Consider the following 24,382-nt stretch of genomic DNA (forward strand, 5'->3'; position numbering starts at 1 on the left):
GGGGTCGGGTGGTCCGCGCGGACCGCCCGGCCCGTGCGCGCCGGGCCCGCGGGCCGCGGCGCAGGAGGAGAACCATGTCGATCGGATCCGACCGCACCCCCCGGACGTCGGACACCCCCGGGACGCCGCCCGAGCGCGTCTCGCTGCAGCCGTGGACCCGGCAGATGGACGCCTACACCGGGCCGGACACCCTGCTGGACTTCAACCAGGTCGACAACGTCTGCATCGACCTGACCGAGGCGAACTCCTCGGGCCAGGCGCAGCTGCTCATGGGCCGGCCCACCCGCCTGTCCACGATCGTGCACGACCCGCAGGCCTACGGCCTGGCCGTGCGGGCCGCGCGCTCCCTGCGCACCAAGATCCACGAGCTGTCGGTCAACCACGGGCTCGACGCCGCGTACCTCGCCGCCGGCACCGCCTCCTGGCTGGCCCGGCCCAAGGGCTCGGACCCGACCGGGGCGGGCCAGCGGCGCTGGATCGCCCCGGTGCTGCTCGCCCCGCTCACGCTCCGGCCGCGCCCCGAGCTCGACGACTTCGAGCTGCAGCTGGTGGGCCCCGCCCGGCTCAACCCCGCCATGGTCCGCCGGCTGGCGGCCGACCACGGCGTGGACCTCACCTCGGGAGAACTGGCCCGGCTCGCCTACGGCACCCGCCGGCTCGACCCGGCCCCGGCGCTGGAGACCCTGCGCACCCTGGCCGGGGCAGTGCCGGGGATGCACGTGGAGCACAAGCTGCTCGTCTCCACGTTCGCGGACCTGCACGACCGTCCCGCCGACCTGTCGGTCGTGGCGCGCACCGCGGTGGTGCGGGACCTCGCCCGGCTCAAGGCCGCCGCCGTGGGGCGCATCCCCCAGGTGCAGGAGATCTCCCACGACGCGCCCCCGCTGGACGAGCGCGACCCCGCCGGCGAGCTGCTGCTGCTCGACGCCGACGGCCCCCAGCAGGAGGTCCTCGACCTCGCGGCGCAGGGGCACTCCTTCGTGGTCACCGCCGCGCCCGGCACGGGCCAGCTCGACACCGCCGTGAACGCCGTGGGCACCCTCGTGGCCGCCGGGCGCACCGTCCTCGTGCTGGGGGAGCGGCGCACCACCCTCGCCGCCTTCGGGCGCCGGATGGACGGGCTCGGTCTGGGCACCGCGGTGCTGCCGCTGTCCTCCCAGCTCAGCGACGCCGACGTGGCCCAGCAGCTCATCCGCGCGGTCGCCCGCAACGAGCGCGCCGAGCGCCCCGACCTCGCCGAGCTGCACGAGACGCTGCGCACCAGCCGCGACCAGCTGGCCGAGCACGTGCGGTCCCTGCACACCGTGCGCCCGCGCTGGTCCGTCTCCCCCTACCGGGCGGTGCAGGCCCTCGCCGAGCTGACCTCCCGCCGCCCGGCCCCGGCCACCGCGGTGCGCTTCCCGCGCTCGGTGCTCGACGCCGTCGCGGACCGGGACGCCGTGGTGGCCCGCCTCGAGCGCGCCGCCGAGCTCGGGGCCTTCGACGCCGGGACCCTGGCCGGGCCGTGGAGCGGGGCGCGGCTGGTCAACGAGGACGAGTCCCGCCAGGCCCACCGCCTCGCCCAGTCCCTGCTGCTCGAGCTGACCACGCTGGAGACCGGGATGCGCCACGTCCTGGCCACCAGCGGGCTGCGCGGCGGCACGACCGTCCCGGAGTGGGGGCGGCAGCTGCGGCTGCTCCAGGAGGTCCAGGACTCCCTGACCCGGTTCACCCCGGACATCTACGACCGGCCGGTCACGGACCTGGTCGCCGCCACCGCCGGCTCCGCCTGGCGCCGCGAGCACGGGATCGAGATGACCGGTCTGCAGCGCTCGCGGCTGCGCAAGGCCGCCAAGGAGTACATCCGGCACGGCGTCCACCTGTCCGACCTGCACAGCGCCCTCGTGCGGGTGCAGTCGCAGCGGGAGCGCTGGCAGGAGTGGGCCACGTCGTCGAAGCACCCCGTGGTCTCCGAGCGGGTGGAGGAGCTCGCGGCCGTGCACGCCCGGTTCGTGGAGGACCTGGAGGGATTGGCGATCGCGCTCGAGGGCGCCCCGGCCGGCGAGGACCTGCTCGCCCGGCCGATCGACCGCCTGCGCGAGACCCTGGACGGTCTCATCAACGACGAGGACAACCTCGAGATGCTGCCCGAGCGCACGGTCCTGCTCGACGAGCTGCGCGGACAGGGCCTCGGCGAGCTCGTGGACGACCTGGTGCGGCGCACCGTGGCGCCCGAGCAGGTGCCCGGGGAGTTCGACCTGGCCTGGTGGCAGTCCACCCTGGAGGCCATGATCACCGGCGACGACTTCCTGGCGATGCCCGAGGGGCACACCCTGCGCACCGTGGAGTCCACGTTCCGGCGCGCGGACGCGGCGCACATCGCCTCCGGCGCCGCCCGGCTGCTGTGGGAGCTCGCCGACCGCTGGCAGCGCACCGTGCGGCGCTCCCCGCGCGCCGGCGCCGCCCTGCGCCGGATGCTGCGCGCCGGCGCCGCGCCGCTGGAGGAGGTCGGCGCCTCCGCCGGCGAGCTGATCGGCTCGCTGGTGCCCGTGTGGACGGCCAGCCCGCTCGTCCTCTCGGCGGCGCTGCCCGAGGAGCACGACTTCGACGCCGTGGTGGTCCTCGACGCCGAGAGCTCCCCGCTCGCAGCGGTGCTGCCCGCGCTGACCCGCTGCCGGCAGGTGATCGCGTTCGGCGACCCGCACCTGGGCCGGCCCCAGCCCTTCACCGTGGCGCCCACCGCGGCGCCGGCCCCGGGCGCCCACCCCGTGGTCGAGGTGGACAGCGCCTTCGACGCCCTCTCCCGCGTGGTGCCGGAGCGGACGCTGCGGACCGTGCACCGGTCGATGGACGAGCGGGTCTTCCACTACCTCGACGAGCAGTTCTACGGCGGGCGGCTGCGCCGGCTGCCGCACGGCGAGTCCGTCACCGGCACCGCACCGGCGCTCTCCGTGGAGTACGTCCCCGACGGCGTGGGCGCCCTGACCGCCGCGATCGAGGGCATCCAGGCGCCCGCCGCCGAGGTCCGCCGGGTCGTCGAGCTCGTGTTCGAGCACGCCGCCCGCCACCCGCGCCGCTCGCTGGCCGTGGTGACGGCCAGTGCGGTGCACGCGGCCCGGATCGCCGAGGCCGTCCGGCGGCGGATGCGGGAGGAGCCGGCCACCGCGGCGTTCTTCGCCCCCGGCCCCGAGTCCTTCCGGGTGGTCGACCTGCACCGTGCGGCGGGGATCGTCCGGGACACCGTGGTCTTCTCCCTGGGCTTCGGCAAGACGGCCAACGGCCGCACCGTGCCGTACCTGGGCGCGCTGTCCGAGCGGCACGGCAGGCAGGCGTTCGTGCTGGCCATGACCCGGGCCCGGCACACCACCCGGATCGTGACCTCGCTGCACCCGGAGGAGGTGGAGGCCAAGGGACTCCAGCACGGCGCCCGGGACTTCGCCCGCGTGCTCGCCATGCACCTGGGCGCCGGCGCGGGGCCCGAGGAGAGCCCCCGCCGCTCCCACGAGGACGCCCTGGTGGTGGACCTCGCCCGCCGGCTCGCGCAGGGCGGGGCCTCGGTGCGGCTGCACCACGCCGGGGTCGTCGACCTCGCGGCCTGGGCGGACACCGAGTCGATGTCGGCCGGCGCCGTGCTCGACGGCCGGAGCCGCGCCGAGGGCCGTCCGCTGCGCATCCCCGTGGCCGGTCAGTCCGACGGCTCCGCCGAGGCCGCGGCGCTGTCCGTGCGCGAGCGCTCGCGGCTGCGGCCGCAGCAGCTCGAGCGGACCGGCTGGAACTACCTCACCCTGTGGACGATCGAGGTCTTCACCGATCCCGACACGGTGGCCGACCTGATCCGGCGCTACCTCGGCCTGCCCACCGGCCCGGGGCGGGACTCCCGTGCCCGGTGAGCCGGGGGCCCCGGTCCCGGCCGATCCCGCCCGGGACCGGCCCGCGCAGGAGCCGCCCGCCCCGGACCGGCCCGCCGTGCGGCGCCGGTCCCGGCGGGCGACCGGCGGCACGTTTTCCGGGCCGGAGCCGCGCCTGGCCGGCCTCGACGACCCGGCATCCGGGGCCGGGGACGGATCCCCGGACGAGGCGCACGAGGACTGGCTCAGGGCCCAGCGGCCTCCGCACTGGGGCTGACGGGCGCGGGCACGAGCACCACGGTGCTGGGCCCGGCACCCGCCAGCCGGGCCGCGTCCTCGTGCGGGGCCCCCACCACCAGCAGGCCCGCCTCCTCACCGGGCGAGGCGGTGAGCAGTCCGCCGCCCGCCCCGGACGCGGGGTCGGGGACCCACAGCACGGGCAGGGCCCGGCCCAGGACCCGCCGCTCGTCGGGGAGGCCGGCGTCGGCGGGGGCGTCGTCGGAGAGGCCGACGACGTCCACGTGGTCCCCCGCGCGCACGTGCTGCAGGACGGCCGGGTCGTCGATGCGCAGCGTCACCGCGGTGGCCCCGGGCGGGCGGCCGGTGAGCAGCCCGGGGCCGACGACGGTGGAGCCGGTCAACGGCTGGCCCGTGCCGGCGGCGCCCGCCAGGGTGCGCCCGGCCAGCTCGGCCGGGTCGGCGACGGCGCCCTCGGGCACCAGCCCGCGCGGATAGGCGGCCACCGCGAGCTGCTCCGGCCCGAGCACCGTGCCCGCCGGCAGGGCCTCGGCGGCGGTCACGACCGGCACGGTGCCGGCCCGGGGCGGGCCGAGCCGGAGGACGACCAGGCCCAGGGCGAGGCTGACGAGGACGGCCGCGGCGAGCCGGCGGCGCCGGGACAGCGCCGAGCGCAGGTGCAGGGACAGCGGGTAGCGGCGCCGGGCGGGGCGCGGACGAGGACTCATGGCCGGCACGCTACGGTCCCGGCCGTCCACGGGGCACGGCCGGACGGGGGCCGGGGGACGGGGCCGCAGGGCGGGGCCCGGCCGTACGGCCGGTGGAGCGCGGACGCCGGGAGGGCGTCGGCTCAGGCCGAGGAGCCGCCCGCGCCGGAGGCGGACGCCCCGGTGGAGGCCGGGGCGGAGGACGCGGTGGACGCGGCGGCCGCGGGCGCGGCGTCGGCCGCCGCGGGAGCCGGCGAGGACGCGGCGGACGAGGAGCTCGTGCCGGAGCGGTCCGATCGCGAGTCGTTGCGGTAGAAGCCGGAGCCCTTGAACACCACGCCCACGGTGTTGAACTTCTTGCGCAGGCCGCCGCCGCACTCGGGGCAGGCGGTCAGGGCCTCCTCGCTGAACGACTGGCGGATGTCGAACGCGTGGCCGCAGTCCTTGCAGGCGTAGGCGTAGACGGGCATGGGTCCTCCTGGAAACGGTCGCCGGGTGCGCTCTCTGGCACTCGAAGGTGTCGAGTGCTGATTCTACCGTGTGCCGGCACCCGTCCGGGCGCCCAGGCGCACGGGCCCGTCCTCCGTGAGCGCGAGCCCCACTGGGGCGTCGAGCGGCTCCGTGGGGACCGCTCCGGCGGGCAGCACCTCGTCGGCGAACACGCACACCGCGGTGCGCAGCTCGGGGTGTGCCGTGCGGGGCAGCTGCGCCAGGAACCGGTCGTAGTAGCCGCCGCCGAAGCCCAGCCGCCCGCCGTCGTGGGCGACCGCGAGCGCGGGCACCAGCAGCACGCCGACCGACCGCATCACCTCGGCTCCGTGGCGAGCGCCCACGGGTTCGCGCAGCCCGCCCAGGCCGCCGGTGCGCACCAGGGCGTCCGGGGTCCAGTGCGCCCAGGCGAGCCGGCGGCCCGGCTCGCACACCGGCACCCAGATCCGGTGCCCGCGCCGGTGCGCCGCGGCGAGGGCCGGCTCCAGGGGAGGTTCGGTCGGCATCGGCAGGTAGGCCGCGACGTCGAGGTGGGGGCTGCCGGCGAGCAGCTCGGCCAGGTGCCGCTCGAAGCCCACGGCGGCGTGCTCGCGTGCGGCGTGCGCCCGCCGGGTGCGGGTCGCGCGCAGCTCCCGGCGCAGGCGGGCCTTCGCCTCGGCCGGGGTGCCCGGGTCGGTCATCGTCGCGTCCGCTCCTGTCCGGTGCCCGGCCGGGACGGCGTCCCGGACCGACCGGCCCGTCCGGGCCGGTGGTGCGAGGGTAGCCGCGGGTGGCGTGGGGATCAACCGGCTGCGGTCGTCGATCCGTTAGCCTGTGCCCATGAGTGGAAACAGCAACCCCCGCGCGGTCCGCAAGGCCGTGATCCCCGCCGCCGGGCTCGGCACCCGGTTCCTGCCCGCGACGAAGGCCATGCCCAAGGAGATGCTGCCGGTCGTGGACCGCCCGGCCATCCAGTACGTGGTGCAGGAGGCCGTGGACGCCGGTCTGCAGGACGTGCTGATGATCACCGGCCGGTCCAAGAGGGCTCTCGAGGACCACTTCGACCGGGTGCCGGCCCTGGAGCACCAGCTGGAGGAGTCCGGCAAGACCGCCCTGCTGCGCGAGGTCGAGCACGCCTCGGAGCTGGGGGAGATCCATTACCTGCGCCAGGCCGATCCCAAGGGGCTGGGGCATGCGGTGCTGCGGGCCAAGATCCACGTGGGCGACGAGCCCTTCGCGGTGCTGCTGGGCGATGACCTCATCGACGCCCGCGACGACCTGCTGACCCAGATGATCGAGGTCCAGGAGCGCACCGGCGGCTCCGTGGTGGCGCTGATGGAGGTCGAGCCCGAGCAGATCAGCTCCTACGGCTGCGCCGACGTGAGCGCGGTGGAGGGCGACGAGTACGTGCGGATCAACGGGCTGGTGGAGAAGCCGGCCCCGGAGGAGGCGCCGTCGAACCTGGCCATCATCGGCCGTTACGTGCTGCACCCGGACGTGTTCGAGGTGCTGGAGAACACGGCTCCGGGCCGCGGCGGGGAGATCCAGCTCACCGACGCGCTGCAGACCCTGGCCGGGCGCGACGGGGCCGGCGGCGGGGTGTACGGGGTGGTCTTCAAGGGCCGCCGCTACGACACCGGGGACAAGCTCAGCTACCTGAAGGCCAACATCATCCTGGCCTCGGAGCGAGAGGACCTGGGCCCGGAGCTGCGGGAGTGGCTCAAGGACTACACCCGGTCGCTGCCGGTCGGCTGAGAGGCCGCGCTGCCGTGGCCGGACAGTTCCGGTGGCCCGTCGTCGTGTCCTGGGGCGATCTCCGGCTGCGCCCCCTGGCCCGGGGGGACCGCCGCGAGTGGGACGTCGTGCGCGCCCGCAACCGCGAGTGGCTCGATCCCTGGGAGGCGACGAACCCCGCCCCCGGCGGGGCCGCCCCCACGTTCGGGCAGTTTGTGCGGACCCTCGACCAGCAGGCGCGGCAGGGCACGGCCCTCCCGTTCGTGATCACGGAGCGGATCCCGGGGACGGAGCAGTTCGGCCTCGTCGGCCAGCTCACCGTCTCCGGGATCTCCTGGGGATCCTTCCTCTCGGCGAGCCTGGGCTACTGGGTGGACCGGAAGCAGGCGGGGCGCGGCGTCGCGCCCATGGCGGTGGCCATGGCCACCGACTACTGCTTCCAGGGGCTGGGACTGCACCGGATGGAGATCAACATCCGCCCGGAGAACACCAAGTCCCTGCGGGTGGTCGAGAAGCTCGGGTTCCGGGACGAGGGACTGCGCAAGGACTTCCTGCACATCGACGGGCGGTGGACGGACCACCGCAGCTTCGCGATCACCGCCCCGGAGGTGCCCGAGGGGCTGGTGCGGCGGTTCACCGCCTCGGACCGGCCCGCCGTGTGGGAGTGACCGGGCCCGCCGTGTCCACAGGGATACCCACAGGCGGCGCCCCCCGGTAGTAGGCTGTGCCTCACGGCCCGATCCCCGGGCCGGGACACGCCGCGCGCCGGCGGTTCCCTTACCGCTCGTCCGAGCGATCGCAGAGGCAGGACCACGACCATGATCTGGGTGAGCAGCTCGGCCGTGCTGGCCGTGGTGTGCGCGCTCTCCCTGTACTGGGTCGTGCCGCGTCTGCAGCACCGCCGCGGGGCATCCGTCGCGGCGCAGGCCCAGGATACCGGCACCGACCCGGCCGGTGCGGCCTCCGCCGCGGAAGAGTCTCCTCCGCAGGCCGCGGTTCCCTTCCCCGAGTCCCGCCGACGAAGGATCACCATGGCGACCACCGACACCGTCTCCCCGTCGTCCGGCACGGCCCGGCGCCCCGGGACGCTGCGCGTCCGGCGCGGCCGCGCCGGCCTCTTCCTGGCCGGCTGCACCGCGCTCCTGGCCGCGCTGCTCACCGCCGTCGTCGCGCCCTTCTCGGCCGCGGTGAGCTGGCCCTGGCCCGTGTTCCTCCTCCTGCTGGCGGTGGGCTCCGTGCTCGCCCTGCGCTACCTGGCCGTGCAGGACCGGGCCGCCCGCCGCGGGGCGGCCACGGTCCCGGCCGCGACCGTGGACCCGCACGCCCCCCGCGGGGACGTGGCGCTGTTCGACAACGAGGACGGGGCGCTCGAGCAGCTTCCCGCCGAGCAGCTCCCCGGTGAGCGGCTGCCCGCCGCCCACGACGAGCCGGCCGAGGACCTCGACCTCCCGGCCGAGCACGAGCAGCCCCGGGTCCCCCCGGCGTTCACCGTGGAGGAGCTGCGGGCCGAGGCGCTGCGGGTGGCGCGCGAGTCCGCCGATCCCGGCCGCACGTGGGAGCCGGTGCCGGTGCCGCGGCCGACCTACGCGGAGGCGCCGGTGGTGGAGCGGCCCGCCCCGGAGCCGCTGCCGGTGCCTGAGCAGCCTGCCTCCAGCTCCAGCAGCCTCAAGGACGCGGTGCGCACGGGGGAGGAGCGCGGGCGTGCCGCCCTCGACCTCGACGACGTCCTGAAGCGCCGCCGCGCCTGAGGCGCTCGCGCCGCGGTCCGTCCGCACCCCGCTCCGCCGCCCGGTCGACGACCGGGCGGCGGAGCCGTCCGGTGGGCCGTGCGTGTCGTCCCGATATCATCGTCACAACAGCCGGCCGCCGGCTCCGGCCGCCGGGCGCCCCGACCGAGGAGGACCCATGACCGCCGTCGCCCACCGCGAGGTCGAGCGCAAGTACGAGGTGCCGGAGGGCGCCGAGAGCAGCGTCGACTGGAGCGGGCTGCCGGGCTACACGGTCTCCGCCGAGGCCGTGGAGCACCGCATGGAGGCGGTCTACTACGACACGGAGGACATGGCACTGGGCCGGCGGTCCGTGGCGCTGCGCCGCCGCCGGGGCGGCGCCGACGACGGGTGGCACGTGAAGTTCTCCGAGGCCACCGGCCGGCAGGAGTGGCAGGTCCCGCTGCTGCGGACCCCGGACCGGATGCCCGCGGCCGTGCGCCACCTGCTGGCCGGGCTCACCGGCGGGGAGCCGCTGCGGCCGATCGCGACCCTGCGCACCGTCCGGCAGGTCCAGGCGGTCAGCGACGCCGGTGGGGACGAGGTCGCCGAGCTCGCCGCCGACGTCGTGGAGGCCGTCGACGAGCGCACGGGGACGGCGCGCTCCTGGTCCGAGTGGGAGGTCGAGCTCCTCGACGGGTCGATCCCCGAGGAGCGGCAGCAGGAGATCTTCGACGCGGTCGAGTCCGCGATCTTCGCGGTGGGCGGCCGGCCCTCGAACTCCCGGGCGAAGATCGCCCGGGCGCTCGGCGCCGAGGACGGGGCCGGCGCACCCGCGGCGGACGGGTCCGCGCAGGAGGCGTCGTCGCCGGGGGAGAAGCCGGGGCAGACGACGGGGACGGGCGGCGCGGGCCAGAAGGGCCAGCAAGGCAAGAAGGGCAAGCAAGGCAAGAAGGGCCAGAAGACCGCGAAGAAGACGGATAAGACAGGGAAGAAGGGGCGGAAGGCGAAGGGCACGGGCCCGGAGGCCCTCCGGACGGTGCTGGACGGGCTGGCCGAGCAGCTGGTGCTGTGGGACTTCAAGGTCCGCCTGGACGCCCCGGACGCCGTCCACCAGATGCGGGTGACCTCGCGGTCCCTGCGCAGCGTGCTGCGCGCGGCCGGGCCCTTCTTCGCGGGGGACACCGCGCAGGAGCTGGACGGGCGGCTGCGCGAGCTCGCCGGGGCGCTGTCCGGCGCGCGGGACGCCGAGGTGACCGCGGAGCTGCTCGCCGGGCGCGTGGCGGCCCTGGACGGCCGGGTGGACCCGGCCGCGGCGAAGGTTCTGCAGCGCGCCGCGGAGGAGCAGTCGCAGCGGGCCGCCGCCGCCGTCCGCCGGCGCGTCACCTCCCGGGAGCACCTGCAGCTGCTGGCGGACGTCAGGGCGTTCGCGGCGGCGCCGCCGCTGACCGAGGAGTGCGCCGAGCTCTCGGCGCGGGAGGTCGCCGACGCCCTGGTGCACCGGGCCCTGCGGAAGGTGGTCCGGGTGGCCGAGCGGGGGGCCGCGGCGGAGGAATCCGGGGAGACGGCGCAGGAGCAGCGGCTCGAGCACCTGCACGACGTCCGCAAGGCCGTGAAGCGGGTGCGCTACGTGGACGCCGTCCTGGACCGGGCCGGGTTCCGCCCCGGGAAGTCGCTGCGCCGGGCCGCCCGGGACGCGGAGGACTACCAGGACGCGCTCGGCCGGGTGATGGACAGCACGGTGGTCGAGCGATGGCTCGCGGACCGGGCGAAGGCCCTCCAGGGATCGGGGGAGGACCGCTACGCGGTGGGCCTGCTGCACGGCGCCGAGGTGTCCCGGATGCACGCCGGGGCGGAGGGCGGCTCCGAGGTCGTGGGAGTGCTGCTGTCGCAGCTGCGCGCGGACCTCGCCTGAGGGCTGGGGTCCGGGCCGGCGGCCCCCGTGGGGCGCGGCCGGCCCGGACACGACGGAGGCCCCCACCTGGCGTCCTGCCTGGTGGGGGCCTCCTGATCCGGTGGAGCTAAGGGGAATCGAACCCCTGACCTTTTCATTGCGAACGAAACGCTCTACCAACTGAGCTATAGCCCCGGAGCAACCGTTTCATCCTATACACCCGGCGCCGGTTTCGCATCTCGGGGGATCGGCGTGCCGCCCGACCTCCCGCCCCGGTGGTCGGGAGACTGCACGGCAGTGGGTAGATTGGCGGCCATGGACGACGCGCCCGGGCCCCTGCACCCCACCGACGACGACGCCGGGAGGGCGGCCGACCTCGCCGTCGCCTTCGTGCCCGGAGTGATGCCGGGCAAGTGGTTCTTCCGCTGGCGGGACCGCAACCGCGGCCGGGTCCTGGCCGAGCACCCGCTGGAGACGGACGCGTGGCGGGAGGAGCTCGAGACGGGGCGCGCGCACGCCTGCTTCGTGCGGCTGCCCGCCCACCCGAGGACCGGCGCCGACGACCTCGCCGCCCTGCGCCGGCAGTTCCGGGCCGTGGAGCTCTACGCCGAGCAGCAGGTGGTGGTGCTCCCGCGCGAGCACGAGCTGACCCTGCTCGACGAGGTGCCCGTCGCGGAGCTCGTGGACGAGGTGCTGCTGCAGGAGCCGGCGACCCTGCCCGAGCGGGAGCGGCTGCGCTCCCCGGAGGCGGCGGCCGCGGACGCCCCGCTGCCGCCGATCCGCCACGCCCGGGACGCGATCGAGCTCGTCGCCGCGGGGCTGGGCCTGGTCGTGGTGCCGATGTCGGTGGCGCGGCTGCACCACCGCAAGGACCTCGTCCACCGTGTGGTGCCCGACGCCGCCACGGTGCCCGTGCTGCTCGTGTGGCCGCAGGACCTGCCGGAGGAGCAGGAGGAGCTCGTGCAGGACTTCGTGGGCGTGGTCCGCGGGCGCGGCCTCAACAGTTCCCGCGGAGCGGCGGCGGCGCCGGCCCGTGCGGACGGGGCGGCCGCGGGCGGCAAGGGGCGGACGCCGGCGCCCTCCCGCGGGGCCGGCCGGGTGTCGCGCGGCCCGGCCCGCGGCGGCGGGCGCGCCGCAGGAGCCAAGGGGCAGGTCAGGGGCGGGCGCCGCTCCGGCGGCCGGGGTCGGCGCTGACCCTGCGCCGACCCCGGTGTCTGCCGGGACGGGGTCGCGTTGGTCGTGCCGACGCTCAGGCACCCGATCCCGGCCCACCGGGCCGGACGGCCCGGACCTGTCCCGTCTCGGGCGCTCCGGACGGGCCGGGGGCCGTCCCGTCCTGCCGGATCACCGTCTGGTTCAGCAGCGGCACGTGCAGGCCCTCGCGGTCGAGCATCTTCTTCATCCGCAGCCGCAGCGCCCGGGCCACGTCCCACTGCTTGAGGGGCACGGTGCGCACGGCGACGCGCACGGTCACGGACTCGCCGGTGACGGCCTCCACCCCCCACACCTCCGGGTCCTCGGTGATGAACTCCCCGACCTTGGGGTCGTCCCGCAGCAGGGTGGCCTCGTGCAGGATGAGCTCGGTCATCAGCTCGATGTTCGTGTCGTAGGGCACCGGCAGGTCCAGCACGCAGCGCGCCCAGCCCTGGGACTGGTTGCCGACGCGCAGGATCTCGCCGTTGCGCACGTGCCACAGGGTGCCGTTGACGTCCCGTACCTGCGTCACCCGCAGACCCACGGACTCCACGGTGCCGCTGGCCTCGCCGAGGTCGACGACGTCGCCGATCCCGAGCTGGTCCTCGGCGACGATGAAGATCCCGGACAGGTAGTCCTTCACCAGGGACTGCGCCCCGAAGCTCAGGGCCACGCCGGCGATCCCGGCGCTGGCCAGGACGGGGCCGATGTCGTACTCGAGCTCCGAAAGGACCATCAGCAGCGCGACCGCCCAGATCAGCACGGTGCCCACGGAGGAGAGCACGGAGCCGATGGTCGTGGCCCGCTGCGACTGGCGGGCCCCCGCGAGCCCGGCGTCCTCGACCCACCGCGGCCGGCCCCGGTCGAGCCGGCGGACGATCCTGGAACGGGTGCCGCGGGCGATGCCGCCGGACACCCGGCGGATGAGCAGCCGGGCCACGGCGGCGAGCAGGGCCGCGCCGAGCAGGACGATCAGGATCCGCAGGGGCTTGTCCAGCCAGAACTGCCAGCTCAGGTCGGGTAGGGAGGGCGACATGGGGAGGAGCATGGGGGAAGCGTAGCGAACCCGCCCGCCGGTCCGGGCGCCGTCCAGCCGGCCCGGAGGAGCGTCGGGCACAATGGGGGTCGATCCGGCGGGCCGACCGCGGCCCGCCCCCGCCCAGCCCCGAGGGGACCCATGACTGCCGCCAGCCCCGTCCTGCCCGCCGCCCTCGCACCCACCGCTGCCGCGCTCCCCACGGCTCCGGACCTGGCCGCCGCGAGCGGCGCGGCCGAGGGACTGGGGGGCGTCGCGGACTGGGCGGTGCAGGTGATGGAGGCCATCGGCGCCCCGGGCGCCGGTCTGCTGGTGGCGCTGGAGAACCTCTTCCCGCCGCTGCCCTCGGAGGTGATCCTCCCGCTGGCCGGGTTCACCGCCAGCCAGGGCAACTTCTCGCTGGCCGGCGCGATCTTCTGGACCACCCTGGGCGCGGTGCTCGGGGCGGTCGCCCTGTACTGGATCGGCGCGGCCCTGGGCCGGCGGCGGCTGCGGGTGATCGTGGACCGGATGCCGCTGGTGGACCTGCACGACCTGGACCGCACCGAGGCGTGGTTCGAGCGCCACGGCCGGGCGGCGGTGTTCTTCGGACGGATGATCCCGATCTTCCGGTCACTGATCTCCATCCCGGCCGGCGTCGAACGGATGTCCTTCCTGGCCTTCGTGCTGCTGAGCACCGCGGGGTCGCTGATCTGGAACACGGTGTTCGTGCTCGCCGGGTTCTACCTGGGGGAGAACTGGCACCTCGCGGAGCAGTACGCCGGGATCTTCTCGCGCGTGGTGGTCGTGACGGTCGCCGTGCTCGTGGCCTGGTGGGTGGTCAAGCGGGTGCTGCGCAACCGCCGGGGACTGTCCGACGCCGCCCGGCGTGAGCGCGGGGAGCCCTGAGCCCGGCGCTCACAGCCAGCGCTTGAGCCTGAATACCACGTAGAGCACCACACCGGTCACCAGCATCAGGGCCAGGGCCATGGGGTAGCCCCACACCCAGGACAGCTCGGGCATGAACCGGAAGTTCATCCCGTACACGGAGCCGATGATCGAGGGCGCGAAGAGGATCGCCGCCCAGGACGAGATGCGCTTCATCTGCTCGTTCTGCTCGATCGCGGCCTCGTTCTGCCGGGCGGCGAGCTGACTGGAGTCCAGCATCAGGGCGTTGGTGAGGGAGGACTGGAAGGCCTCGACCTTGTTGTTGACGTAGATCAGGTGGTCCAGGACGTCGCGCAGGCCGTGCCGCAGCTCGAGGTCCGCGCCGTCGAGCTCCTCGAGGAACTGCCGCAGCTCCATCTCCAGCGGGGCGACCGCCCGGTGGAAGGCGCTGACCTCCCGGGTGAGCTGGTAGATCCGCTGGGAGACCAGGCCGTCGCCCGAGCCGGAGAACAGGGCGTCGGAGATCTCGTCGATGTCGTTCTCCAGCCCCTGGACGACGGGGTAGTAGTCGTCCACGGTCTGGTCGAGCACGGCGTAGAGCACCGCCTCGGGGCCGGTGGCGAGCAGCCGCGGCTCGGCCTCCACCCGGGCGCGGACCCGTCCCACCCGGCCGTGCTCGGACCGGCGGACGGTGATCACGAAGTCCGGGCCCGTGAAGACGTGGATCTCCCCGAAGTCGACCGTCTCGGTGGCGTCCTGGTAGACGGCCGGGCGCAGCACCGTGAACAGGGTGCGGCCGTAGCGGTCCAGCTTGGGCCGCTGCTCGGCCTGCCGCACGTCCTCCATGGCCAGCTCGTGCAGCCCGAAGTGCCGGGCGAGGGAGTCGAGCTCCTCCTCCGAGGGGCTGTGCAGTCCGATCCACGCCAGCACGCAGTGCCCCTCCGGGTCCGCGCACCGCGGGTCCTCGGCCCGGAGCCGGGCGAGCAGCCGGTAGGTCTCCTCGAGCGTCGCGGGCGACGCGACGCGCTGACCGTCCCGGTAGACGGCGTTGTCGACGATGCTCACGCGGCCCATTATCCCCGGGCCCGCCGCGCCGCCGGTCTTCGGTTCCCGTGGGGCCTTCCTAGAATGGGTCCATGAGCTTCCCCATGGACACCCGGGTGGGTGCCTACGCCGTCATCGTCGAGGACGGGGCGGTGCTGCTGAGCCACTGGAACCCCCGCCACCCCACGCTGCGGGGGGCGTGGAGCCTGCCCGGAGGCGGCATGGAGATCGGGGAGCAGCCCGCGCAGACCGCCCGGCGGGAGGTCGCGGAGGAGACGGGATACACCGTGGAGCTCGACGAGCTGCTCGGGGTGCACAGCCGGCACATGGGGCCCGAGGAGCGCCTGGACGGGCGCGGGCGCCCCTTCCACGCGATGCGCGTCATCTACCGGGCGCACGTCACGGGCGGGACGCTCACCGCCGAGGTGGACGGCTCCTCGGACGAGGCGCGCTGGTTCCCGCTGCACGAGGTCCCGCAGCTGCCGCTGGTGAGCCTGGTGACGGTGGGCCTGGACCTGGCCGGCGTCGCCCCGGCCGCCGCGAGGCCCGCGGGGCGGGACCGGTGAGGCGCCGCCGCACGACCGCCGGCCTGCTCGCCCTCACCGTCCTCACCGGGTGCGCCGGCACCTCCGGGGTCCCGGCGCCGGTCTCCCCGGCCGCGGGCTCGGGCGCCCTGGCCGGCCCCGTCCGGATCGCGGCCGGACCCACCGGGCAGACGGCCGTGCTCGCCCACGTCTACGCCGGGCGGCTGCGGGAGGCGGGCTTCGACGCCACCGTGGTCGAGACGGGGACCGAGCGCGCGGACTATCTCGCGGCCCTGGAGCGCGGGGACGCCGACCTCGTCGCCGACTACTCCGGCAACCTTTACCTGCATCTGCGCGGGCGGGCCCCGGTCGGGTCCGCGACACCGGCGCCCACGGGCGCCGCCGGCCCCGGCCGCACGCCCGCCCCCGAGGACGGGGGCCTCGCCGAGGACCTCTCCGAGCTGCTCGGCCTGGGCGAGGAGCGGGCGGACGACGACGACGTGCTCTCCGGCGTGCGCGACGTCCTGCCGAAGGGGCTGCGCGCCCTCGAGCCGGCGCCGGCGGAGAACACGGTGGCGGTCGTGGTCACCCGGGCGACCGCCGTGGAGCACGAGCTCGACGACCTCGAGGACCTCGGGCCCGTGTGCGACGAGCTCGCCCTCGGCACCGACCTCGACTTCGCGGGCCGCTCCTACGGCCCGGAGGGACTGGAGGACGCCTACGAGTGCGTCCCCGAGCGCTTCGTGCCGTTCGGCGACCAGGAGGAGCTCGTGGACGCCCTGCTGGGCGACCGGGTCCAGGCCGCGGCCCTGTTCACGGCCACGCCCGCGATCGAGGACAACGCCCTCGTGGTCCTCGCGGACCCGCTCAACAACTTCGTCCCCCAGCGCGTGGTCCCGGTCGGAGACGAGGAGCTGCCGGCCGCGGCCGTGGAGGTCGTCGACGAGGTCTCCGCGCAGATCGACACCGACGACCTCGTGCTGATGACGCGGATGACCACCGCCCGCGATCCGTACACCCCCGAGGAGGCCGCGCGGTACTGGCTCGAGGGCGGCGACGACACCTGAGCGGCACCCCGGGCGTCCACCGGCCCGGGGGTAAGGTGGACCGCATGTCAGTGGTGAAGCAGTCCGACAAGCTCAAGAACGTCCTCTACGACATCCGCGGGCCCGTGCTGGAGCAGGCGGAGCACATGGAGGCGGAGGGCCACCGGATCCTCAAGCTCAACATCGGCAACCCCGCGCCCTTCGGCTTCGAGGCACCCGACGCGATCCTCGTGGACATGATCAAGAACCTGCCCAACGCGCAGGGCTACTCGGACTCCCGCGGCATCTACTCGGCGCGCACCGCCGTGGTGCAGTACTACCAGACCCGCGGGATCCTGAACCTGGACACCGACGACGTGTACCTGGGCAACGGCGTCTCCGAGCTGATCACCATGACCCTTCAGGCGTTGTGCAACCCCGGCGACGAGATCCTCATCCCGTCCCCGGACTACCCGCTGTGGACGGCCTCCGTGGCCCTGTCCGGCGGCACCCCGGTGCACTACCGCTGCGACGAGGAGAACGACTGGAACCCCGACCTGGAGGATCTCGCGGCGAAGATCACCCCGAACACCCGGGGCATCGTGGTGATCAACCCCAACAACCCCACCGGCGCGGTCTACTCGCGCGAGGTGCTGCAGTCGATCGTGGACCTCGCCGCCGAGCACGAGCTGATCCTGTTCGCCGACGAGATCTACGAGAAGATCACCTACGGGGACGCGGAGATGATCAACACCGCGAGCCTCACCGGGGAGGACGTCCTCTGCCTGACGTTCTCCGGGCTGTCCAAGGCCTACCGGGTGGCCGGGTACCGCTCCGGGTGGCTGGCGATCACCGGCCCCAACTGGAAGGCCGAGAGCTTCATCGAGGGCATCAAGCTGCTGGCCAACATGCGGATGTGCGCCAACGTCCCGGCCCAGCACGCCATCCAGACCGCCCTGGGCGGCTACCAGTCGATCAACGACCTGATCCTGCCCGGCGGCCGGCTGAAGGCCCAGCGCGACCTCGCCCACCGGCGGCTCAACGAGATCGACGGCGTGTCCTGCCGGCAGGCCGACGGGGCGCTGTACCTGTTCCCGAAGCTGGACGTGGAGAAGTTCCACATCGTCGACGACGAGAAGTTCGCCCTCGACCTGCTCAAGGAGCAGAAGATCCTGGTCAGCCATGGCCGGGCCTTCAACTGGCCCGAGCCCGACCACTTCCGACTGGTGACCCTGCCCTCCGTGGAGATGCTGGCCACCGCCCTGGACCGGATCGAGGAGTTCCTCAGCAACTACCGCCAGTGAACGGCGGTCCGCCCCGCAGCCCAGGAGGACCAGCATGAGCGTCGCCGACCGCAGGACCGGCACCGGCTTCGAGCAGGACGTGCGGCCGCTGCTGCGCGCCCGGCCCGGACTGTCCCTGGCCGACGTGGACACCGGCTCCACGCCCGGGTTCTCCGGGTCCAAGAAGCTGGGCACGGCCCTGCGGGCCGCCCGCGAGGGCGAGCTCGCCGAGCTGCAGCGGCTGATCTACGCCGAGGCCACCGCCGGCGCGCGGCACCGGGTGCTGCTGGTGCTCCAGGGCATGGACACCTCCGGCAAGGGCGGGGTCATCCAGCACGTGCTCGGCCGGCTGAGCCCGCACGGCGTGCACACCCACGGCTTCGGCCGGCCCACGGCCGAGGAGGCGTCCCAGCACTTCCTCGAGCGCATCCGCCGGCAGCTGCCGCGCCCGGGGGTGATCGGCGCGTTCGACCGCTCCCACTACGAGGACGTGCTCGTGCCCGTGGTCCACGACGTCCTCGAGGACCGTCAGGTGGAACGGCGCTACACGGAGATCCGGAACTTCGAGCAGGAACTGGCCGACGACGGCACCGTCATCGTCAAGGTCTTCCTGCACCTGGGCCGGGACGAGCAGCGCCGCAACCTCACGGCCCGTCTGGGCGACCGGACGAAGCAGTGGAAGTTCGACCCCTCGGACCTCGCGGCCCGCAGCCGGTGGGAGACCTACATGGCGGCCTACGAGCGGGCGATCGACGCCACCGACGCCGACCACGCGCCCTGGTACGTGGTGCCCACCGACCGGAAGTGGTACGCCCGGGCCGTGGTCCAGGACCTGCTGATCTCCGCCCTGGCGGGTCTGCGCCTGGACTGGCCGGAGCCCCAGTACGACGTCGAGGAGATGCGCCGGCGGCTCGCCGAACTCTGAGCAGCCCGCCGCTGCGCCGGGGCCACGCCCCGGCGTGTGCCGGCCGGCCCTGTCCGGCCGGTGTGCCGGGACGGGTCAGCCGCGGGCGTCGTCGTCGCCCTCGGCGTCCGCGCGGCGGGCCCGGGCGGCGTCGAGGCGCTCGCGGGCGCCGTCCAGCCACTGCTCGCAGCGCGTGGCCAGGGCCTCCCCGCGCTCCCACAGCGCCAGGGACTCCTCGAGCGAGGTCCCTCCGGCCTCGAGCCGGGAGACCACCTGCACGAGCTCCTCACGGGCCTGCTCGTAGCCCATGTCCGCGATGTCGGACAGGTCGGGCGCTGCTGCGGGACGGTCGGTGCTCGCCATGGTGGGGCCTCTCTGCGGCGGGTGGGTGCGTGCGGTGCGGACGGCGGACCTCGTCCGGTCCGCGGCTGCGCCCATTCTTCCACCTCCGGCCGTGCCTGCGCCCTCCCGGAGCACCGGTCCCCGTCCGGCGCGCGGGTGTGTCGTGCATCCCACCGGGGGGTCCGGGCCTATCGTCGGGAGCGTTCCCATTTGCAGTGGCACACGAATCGAGGCCCCCCCTTGACACTCGACATCACCCGCCGCGGCGCCCGCTGCGCCGCGGCACTCGCCGTCACCGGCGCCGTCGTCCTCGCCCCCGTCCCGGCGACGGCCGCCCCGGCCGACGGCGCCCCCTCCGCGCACCTCGCGGGCGGCGCGCCGGGCGCGGACGGACCGGCCGCCGCGGCCGACGACCGCCCCGACCGCCCCGCCGAGGCCCGCCGGGAGCGCAACCAGCAGGCCGTGGAACTGGTCGTCTCCGAGAAGGCCCCCGTCCAGGACCGCGGGGGCTCCCGCTCCGTGCAGGTGGCGCCGGGCCAGTGGGCCCAGTACGGCCTGCAGGAGAGCGACCAGATCCTGTCCTTCCTCGTGGAGTTCGGCGACCAGGCCGACCCGCGCTTCCCCGACGCCCCCGCGGGGCCGGTGCACAACGACATCGCCGCGCCGGACCGGGCCGCCGACAACTCCACCTACTGGACGGAGGACTTCGACCGGGAGCACTACCTGGACATGTTCTTCGCCGGGGAGGGCGAGTCCCTCAAGACCCTCTACGAGGAGATGTCCAGCGGCCGCTACACGGTCGACGGCGACGTCAGCGACTGGGTCACGGTGCCCCACAGCTCGGCCAGCTACGGCGAGACCGAGAGCCAGGCGGACATGACCCGCTTCATCCAGGACACCGCCGACGCCTGGTACGCGGCGCAGCTCGAGGAGGGGAAGACCGCCGAGGAGATCGACGCCTACCTGTCCGGCTTCGACCGCTGGGACCGCTACGACCACGACGGCGACGGCGACTTCGCCGAGGCGGACGGTTACATCGACCACTTCCAGGCCATCCACGCCGGCGAGGGCGAGGAGGCCGGCGCCGACTCCTCCGCCATCTGGTCGCACCGCTGGGCGGCCGGCCAGGCCGGCCGGGGGACCACCGGGCCGGAGGCCAACCCCTTCGGCGGCGTCCGGATCGGCGACTCCGAGCTGTGGATCCGCGACTACACCACCGAGCCGGAGAACGGCGGGCTGGGCGTCTTCGCCCACGAGTACGCCCACGACCTCGGCCTGCCCGACCTCTACGACACCAGCGGCGGGGAGAACGGCACCGGGTTCGCCACGCTGATGAGCTCCGGGTCCTGGCTGGGCCACGGGGACGGCACCATCGGGACCACCCCGAACCACATGGGCGCCTGGGAGAAGCTGCAGCTGGGCTGGCTGGACTACGAGGTGGCCACCGCCGGTGAGCGCTCGACGCACCGCATCGGCCCGTCCTTCCACGCCACCAAGGCCCCGCAGGCGGTGATCGTGACCCTGCCGGAGGACGCCGAGGGCAACGGCCGGTACTACATCGCGGAGAACCGCCAGTACCTCGGCTACGACGCGACGCTGCGGACCGGGCCCTACAACTTCGGCTGGGCGCAGTCCGCGCCGGACACCGTCGAGCACTTCCCGTACCAGGACGGGCTGAGCATCACGTACTGGAACACGGCCCAGCGCAACAACAACACGCGCCAGCACCCCGGCTCCGGGCTGGCCCTGCCGGTCGACGCCCACCCGCAGGCCCTCGTCTGGTCGGACGGAGCCCTGGTGCGCAACCGCATCCAGGGGTTCGACGCCACCTTCGGGAAGGATCCGACGGACCCGATCAGCCTGCACCGTGAGGCGAACGGGGCCGTGACCACCCTGGAGGTGCCCGCGCGTGCCGGGGTGCCGGTCTTCGACGACTCCGACCCGGGGGCCTACTACGACCGGGCCAACCCGCAGGGCAGCGTGCTCGTGGCAGGCACCGGGACCCGGATCGAGGTCGTCCAGAGCAATTCCCGGGGCATGATGACCGTCCGCGTCGGCTGACCCGGCGCGCCGCCCGGCGCTGCCGCCCGAAGGGGAGCCGCCGGCGCGGCACGCCCCGTTCCGCAGGGGCCGGGAGCCGCTCCCGGCCCCTGCGGCGTGCCGGGCCCGGGGCGCGCCCGGGCTCAGGCGCCGCCGGGGTGCTCTCCCGGGCGGCGGGCGGAGACCGTCTCGGTGCGCACGCCCAGCTCGCCGGCGGCCAGGCGCACCGCCAGCCGGTCCCCGGTGCGCACGGCCGCGGCGTCGGTGACCACCGCGCCGGAGGCGTCCAGCACCACGGAGTAGCCGCGCTGCAGCGTCTCCTGCGGGGACAGGGCGCGCACGCGGGCGCGCAGGTGCCGCACGGCGTCCCGCTCCCGCAACGCCCGGGAGTCCACGGCCGACAGCGCCCGGGTGCGCCACCGGTCGACGTCCTCCTCCCGCAGCAGGATCATGTCCTCCGGCTGGGCGAGGGCCGGGCGCGAGCGCATCCCGGCCAGGCCGGCGGCCTCCCGGTCCAGGAAGGCGCGCACGGCACGGTCCAGGGACGCCCGGGCCCGGGCCACCCCGGCGCGCTCCTCCACCACGTCCGGGACGATCCGCTTGCCGGCGTCCGTGGGCGTCGAGGCCCGCAGGTCGGCCACCCAGTCCAGCAGCGGCTGGTCGTTCTCGTGCCCGATGGCGCTCACCACCGGTGTCCGCGCGGCCGCCACGGCCCGGATCAGGGCCTCGTCGCTGAAGGCCAGCAGGTCCTCGAAGGACCCGCCGCCGCGGGCGATCACGATGACGTCCACCTCGTCCGTCCCGTCGAGCTCGCGCAGCGCCTGGGTCACCGCGCGCACCGCCCCGGAGCCCTGCACGGCGACCTCGCGCACCTCGAAGTGCACGGCCGGCCAGCGCAGCGAGGCGTTGCGGATCACGTCCTTCTCGGCGTCCGAGTTGCGCCCCGTGACCAGCCCGACCCGGCGGGGCAGCAGGGGCAGCGGCTTCTTGCGCCCGGCGTCGAACAGGCCCTCCTCGGCCAGGGCCCGGCGCAGCCGCTCGAGCCGCTCCAGGAGGTCCCCGAGCCCGACCGGCCGGATCCCGCGGCCGAGCATGGACAGCCGGCCGGTCTTGGCCCAGAAGTCGGGCTTGAGCTGGGCGACCACCCGCATGCCCTTCTCGAGCGGGCGGTCCAGGTGCGCGGTCTCGTTGGCGAAGAGGGTCACGGGCACGGAGATCTCCGCCTCGACGTCGCGCAAGGTCACGTAGGTGACGCGCGCGCGCTTGTTGAGCTCGATGATCTGGCCCTCGACCCACGTGGGGGCGCAGCGGGCGATGTAGGCGTGCAGGTTCTCCGAGAGCATCCGCAGCGGCCAGGGGTTCTCCGGGGTGGTCCGGTCCGCCCGCGCGGGCAGCTCGCGTCCACCGCCCGGGGGCACGTCCTCCTGCGGCTCGAGATAGGTCATGTCCCATGCTTACCACCCGGCGAGGACAGCCGCGCGCGCCCCCCGCCCGTACAGTGGTGCCGTGACGTCCTCCGCGCCCCCCACCTCCGGACACCGTCCCCGACGACGCTCCGCCACCGTCCTGCGCACCGGCCTCGGCACGGTCCTGGGCCTGACCGCCGCCGCGCTCGTGGCCGTGCTCGTGCCGCTGCACTGGGCCCAGGACACCCTCGTCTCGAAGGACGGGTTCACCCAGGTGGTGGGCACCCTGGCGGAGGACGAGCCGTTCCAGGAGGAGCTGGCCCGCACCGCGGTGGACCAGGCGGCCGAACGGATCGTGGGGGAGCGGGCCACCGGGGTCGGCTTCCTCGACCGGATGCTCGAGAACGCCGTCCGCCGCGCCGCGGACGTCGCGGCGGGACTCACCTCCGACCCCGCCTACCAGCGCGCGTGGACGGAGTCGCTCGCCCGCACCCACGAGGCCAACGTCCCCGCCGACGGCGCGGCGGACGCCCCGCCCCAGCACCTCGTGCTCGACATCGGCCCGGTCCTGCAGGAGGTGGACGCCGCCGTGCAGCGGGCCGTGGGCGTGGACGTCGGACTGGCGGACCGGGAGAGCACCATCACCGTGCCGGGGTCGAACACCGGGCGCCTGATCGCGGCGGGGACACGGCTCACGGACCTGGCCGTGCCGCTGACCTGGGTCGCCGCGGCCCTGGCGGTGCTCGCGCTGCTGGTGACCCGGCACCGCCTCGCCACCCTGGCCGTGCTGGGGCTCGGCTCGCTGGCCGGTCTCGGCGTCGTGTGGCTGGTCGTGGAGGAGAGCGTGCAGCGGGCCTCCGGCGTGCTGGGCTCGGACCCGGTGGTCCGGCTCGCCGCCGACCGCGTGCTGACCCTGCTCACCGGCTCCCTCGGCGAGCACATGGCCACGGCCGCCTGGGCCGCCGGGATCACGGGCGTCGTGGGCCTCGTGGGAGCGATCGCGGTGTCGGGCGGATCACGGCGCGGTGTCCGGCCCACCGCGTAGCATGGAGGCCATGCCGACCACCGTTGCGCTCTCCATGCCCACCGTCCCCCGTCAGCGGCGCTCGCCTGCCGACGTGGCCGCCGCCGCCCCCGTCGACGGACCCAAGAAGGTCCTGCTCGCGTCCCCCCGCGGCTACTGCGCCGGGGTGGACCGCGCGGTGATCGCCGTGGAGAAGGCGCTCGAGCACTACGGCGCCCCGGTGTACGTGCGCAAGGAGATCGTGCACAACAAGTTCGTGGTCGGCACCCTCGAGGAGCAGGGCGCCGTGTTCGTCGACGAGACCGACGAGGTCCCCGAGGGCTCCCTGCTGATCTTCTCGGCGCACGGGGTCTCCCCGGCGGTCGTCCGCTCGGCCGAGGACCGGCAGCTGCGCACCATCGACGCCACCTGCCCGCTGGTCACCAAGGTGCACCGCGAGGCCGTGCGCTTCGCGAGGAGCGACTACGACATCCTGCTCATCGGCCACGACGGCCACGAGGAGGTCGAGGGCACCTCCGGCGAGGCCCCCGAGCACATCCAGGTGGTCAACAGCCCCGACGAGGTCGACCAGGTCGTGGTCCGCGACCCCGATAAGGTCGTGTGGCTGTCCCAGACCACCCTCAGCGTCGACGAGACCCTGGAGACCGTGCAGCGGCTGCGCGAGCGCTTCCCGTCCCTGCAGGACCCGCCGAGCGACGACATCTGCTACGCGACCTCCAACCGGCAGACCGCGATCAAGAAGATCGCCCCGGACGCCGACCTCGTGATCGTGGTGGGCTCCGCCAACTCCTCGAACTCCGTACGGCTCAAGGAGGTCGCCCTGGAGTACGGCGCCCGCCGGGCCGAGCGCGTGGACTTCGCGCACCAGGTGGACGAGGCCTGGTTCGAGGGCGTCGCCACGGTCGGGGTGACCAGCGGCGCCTCGGTGCCCGAGGTGCTCGTCCAAGACGTGCTGCGGCTGCTGGCCGACTACGGCTACGGCGAGGTGGAGCAGGTCGTCACCGCCGAGGAGGACGTCCTGTTCTCCCTGCCCAAGGAGCTGCGCGCCCGCCTGACCGCGGCCGGGGACACCTCCCACCGCCTCGGCGGCCGCGGGGCCCGCCCCACGCGCTGACCCGCG

21 protein-coding genes and 1 tRNA gene are annotated in these 24,382 nt (G+C 74.9%); 14 read left to right on the plus strand and 8 right to left on the minus strand.

The window, feature by feature from the left end:
- Positions 1-74: 74 nt before the first annotated feature.
- Positions 75-3,869: a hypothetical protein gene (locus tag PU704_RS02085; RefSeq protein ID WP_277549940.1), complete on the plus strand. Its 3,795-nt coding sequence runs from the start codon at positions 75-77 to the stop codon at positions 3,867-3,869.
- A 203-nt stretch (positions 3,870-4,072) separates the two neighbouring features.
- On the opposite strand, the gene PU704_RS02090 is transcribed toward PU704_RS02085, so the two are convergent.
- From PU704_RS02090 to PU704_RS02100, 3 genes are all read right to left on the minus strand, one after another.
- Positions 4,073-4,792, minus strand: coding sequence for an SAF domain-containing protein (locus PU704_RS02090; RefSeq protein WP_277549941.1), 720 nt, complete (start codon positions 4,790-4,792; stop codon positions 4,073-4,075).
- A gap of 122 nt (positions 4,793-4,914) precedes the next feature.
- A complete protein-coding gene (locus tag PU704_RS02095; RefSeq protein WP_277549942.1) occupies positions 4,915-5,241 on the minus strand; it encodes an FmdB family zinc ribbon protein in 327 nt (108 codons plus the stop codon).
- 63 nt (positions 5,242-5,304) lie between these two features.
- Positions 5,305-5,940: a 5-formyltetrahydrofolate cyclo-ligase gene (locus tag PU704_RS02100; RefSeq protein WP_277549943.1), complete on the minus strand. Its 636-nt coding sequence runs from the start codon at positions 5,938-5,940 to the stop codon at positions 5,305-5,307.
- A 139-nt stretch (positions 5,941-6,079) separates the two neighbouring features.
- Between PU704_RS02100 and galU the strand changes: the two genes are divergently transcribed.
- From galU to PU704_RS02120, 4 genes are all read left to right on the plus strand, one after another.
- The gene (galU, locus tag PU704_RS02105; protein ID WP_047801791.1) at positions 6,080-6,994 is read left to right on the plus strand and encodes a UTP--glucose-1-phosphate uridylyltransferase GalU; all 915 of its coding nucleotides are present in this window, start codon (positions 6,080-6,082) and stop codon (positions 6,992-6,994) included.
- A 14-nt stretch (positions 6,995-7,008) separates the two neighbouring features.
- Positions 7,009-7,641, plus strand: coding sequence for a GNAT family N-acetyltransferase (locus PU704_RS02110; protein WP_277549944.1), 633 nt, complete (start codon positions 7,009-7,011; stop codon positions 7,639-7,641).
- Between the two features lie 150 nt (positions 7,642-7,791).
- Complete coding sequence (locus tag PU704_RS02115) at positions 7,792-8,721, plus strand: hypothetical protein (RefSeq protein ID WP_277549945.1); 930 nt, start codon at positions 7,792-7,794, stop codon at positions 8,719-8,721.
- 157 nt (positions 8,722-8,878) lie between these two features.
- Positions 8,879-10,594 (plus strand): CYTH and CHAD domain-containing protein, encoded by a 1,716-nt coding sequence (locus PU704_RS02120; protein ID WP_277549946.1) that lies wholly within the window; start codon positions 8,879-8,881, stop codon positions 10,592-10,594.
- Positions 10,595-10,695: 101 nt separating this feature from the next.
- Here the strand turns inward: PU704_RS02120 and PU704_RS02125 are convergent.
- Positions 10,696-10,768 (minus strand) — tRNA-Ala (locus PU704_RS02125).
- Positions 10,769-10,888: 120 nt separating this feature from the next.
- Between PU704_RS02125 and PU704_RS02130 the strand changes: the two genes are divergently transcribed.
- A complete protein-coding gene (locus PU704_RS02130; protein WP_277549947.1) occupies positions 10,889-11,767 on the plus strand; it encodes a LysR family transcriptional regulator substrate-binding protein in 879 nt (292 codons plus the stop codon).
- A gap of 55 nt (positions 11,768-11,822) precedes the next feature.
- On the opposite strand, the gene PU704_RS02135 is transcribed toward PU704_RS02130, so the two are convergent.
- Complete coding sequence (locus PU704_RS02135; protein WP_277549948.1) at positions 11,823-12,815, minus strand: mechanosensitive ion channel family protein; 993 nt, start codon at positions 12,813-12,815, stop codon at positions 11,823-11,825.
- A gap of 129 nt (positions 12,816-12,944) precedes the next feature.
- Here PU704_RS02135 and PU704_RS02140 point away from each other — a divergent pair, with 129 nt between their 5' ends.
- Positions 12,945-13,691 carry a DedA family protein gene (locus PU704_RS02140; protein WP_277549949.1) on the plus strand — a complete coding sequence of 249 codons (747 nt, stop codon included), beginning with the start codon at positions 12,945-12,947 and terminating at the stop codon, positions 13,689-13,691.
- 9 nt (positions 13,692-13,700) lie between these two features.
- Here PU704_RS02140 and PU704_RS02145 read toward each other — a convergent pair whose 3' ends face one another.
- Positions 13,701-14,735, minus strand: coding sequence for a magnesium and cobalt transport protein CorA (locus PU704_RS02145; protein ID WP_277549950.1), 1,035 nt, complete (start codon positions 14,733-14,735; stop codon positions 13,701-13,703).
- A gap of 71 nt (positions 14,736-14,806) precedes the next feature.
- Here PU704_RS02145 and PU704_RS02150 point away from each other — a divergent pair, with 71 nt between their 5' ends.
- The 4 genes from PU704_RS02150 to PU704_RS02165 are packed head-to-tail and all read left to right on the plus strand — an operon-like array spanning position 14,807 to position 18,471.
- On the plus strand, positions 14,807-15,280 hold the full coding sequence (locus PU704_RS02150) for an NUDIX hydrolase (protein WP_277549951.1): 474 nt from the start codon (positions 14,807-14,809) through the stop codon (positions 15,278-15,280).
- Positions 15,277-16,305: a glycine betaine ABC transporter substrate-binding protein gene (locus tag PU704_RS02155; protein WP_277549953.1), complete on the plus strand. Its 1,029-nt coding sequence runs from the start codon at positions 15,277-15,279 to the stop codon at positions 16,303-16,305. The genes PU704_RS02150 and PU704_RS02155 overlap by 4 nt, the downstream gene beginning before the upstream one ends.
- A gap of 44 nt (positions 16,306-16,349) precedes the next feature.
- Positions 16,350-17,567, plus strand: a complete 1,218-nt coding sequence (locus PU704_RS02160) for a pyridoxal phosphate-dependent aminotransferase (protein ID WP_277549954.1) — start codon at positions 16,350-16,352, stop codon at positions 17,565-17,567.
- Positions 17,568-17,601: 34 nt separating this feature from the next.
- Complete coding sequence (locus PU704_RS02165) at positions 17,602-18,471, plus strand: PPK2 family polyphosphate kinase (protein WP_277549955.1); 870 nt, start codon at positions 17,602-17,604, stop codon at positions 18,469-18,471.
- A 75-nt stretch (positions 18,472-18,546) separates the two neighbouring features.
- On the opposite strand, the gene PU704_RS02170 is transcribed toward PU704_RS02165, so the two are convergent.
- Positions 18,547-18,813 carry an exodeoxyribonuclease VII small subunit gene (locus PU704_RS02170; RefSeq protein ID WP_047801819.1) on the minus strand — a complete coding sequence of 89 codons (267 nt, stop codon included), beginning with the start codon at positions 18,811-18,813 and terminating at the stop codon, positions 18,547-18,549.
- Positions 18,814-19,032: 219 nt separating this feature from the next.
- Here PU704_RS02170 and PU704_RS02175 point away from each other — a divergent pair, with 219 nt between their 5' ends.
- Positions 19,033-20,853, plus strand: a complete 1,821-nt coding sequence (locus PU704_RS02175) for an immune inhibitor A domain-containing protein (RefSeq protein WP_277549956.1) — start codon at positions 19,033-19,035, stop codon at positions 20,851-20,853.
- A gap of 122 nt (positions 20,854-20,975) precedes the next feature.
- On the opposite strand, the gene xseA is transcribed toward PU704_RS02175, so the two are convergent.
- Positions 20,976-22,277, minus strand: a complete 1,302-nt coding sequence (gene xseA / locus PU704_RS02180) for an exodeoxyribonuclease VII large subunit (protein ID WP_277549957.1) — start codon at positions 22,275-22,277, stop codon at positions 20,976-20,978.
- Positions 22,278-22,338: 61 nt separating this feature from the next.
- Between xseA and PU704_RS02185 the strand changes: the two genes are divergently transcribed.
- Both PU704_RS02185 and PU704_RS02190 read left to right on the plus strand, forming a co-directional pair.
- Positions 22,339-23,283: a hypothetical protein gene (locus PU704_RS02185; protein WP_075871377.1), complete on the plus strand. Its 945-nt coding sequence runs from the start codon at positions 22,339-22,341 to the stop codon at positions 23,281-23,283.
- Positions 23,284-23,293: 10 nt separating this feature from the next.
- Entirely contained in the window at positions 23,294-24,376 is a 1,083-nt protein-coding gene (locus tag PU704_RS02190; protein ID WP_047801521.1) for a 4-hydroxy-3-methylbut-2-enyl diphosphate reductase, read from the plus strand.
- Positions 24,377-24,382: the final 6 nt, after the last annotated feature.

Source organism: Kocuria oceani (assembly GCF_029524215.1).
GTDB classification, from domain to species: domain Bacteria; phylum Actinomycetota; class Actinomycetes; order Actinomycetales; family Micrococcaceae; genus Kocuria; species Kocuria oceani.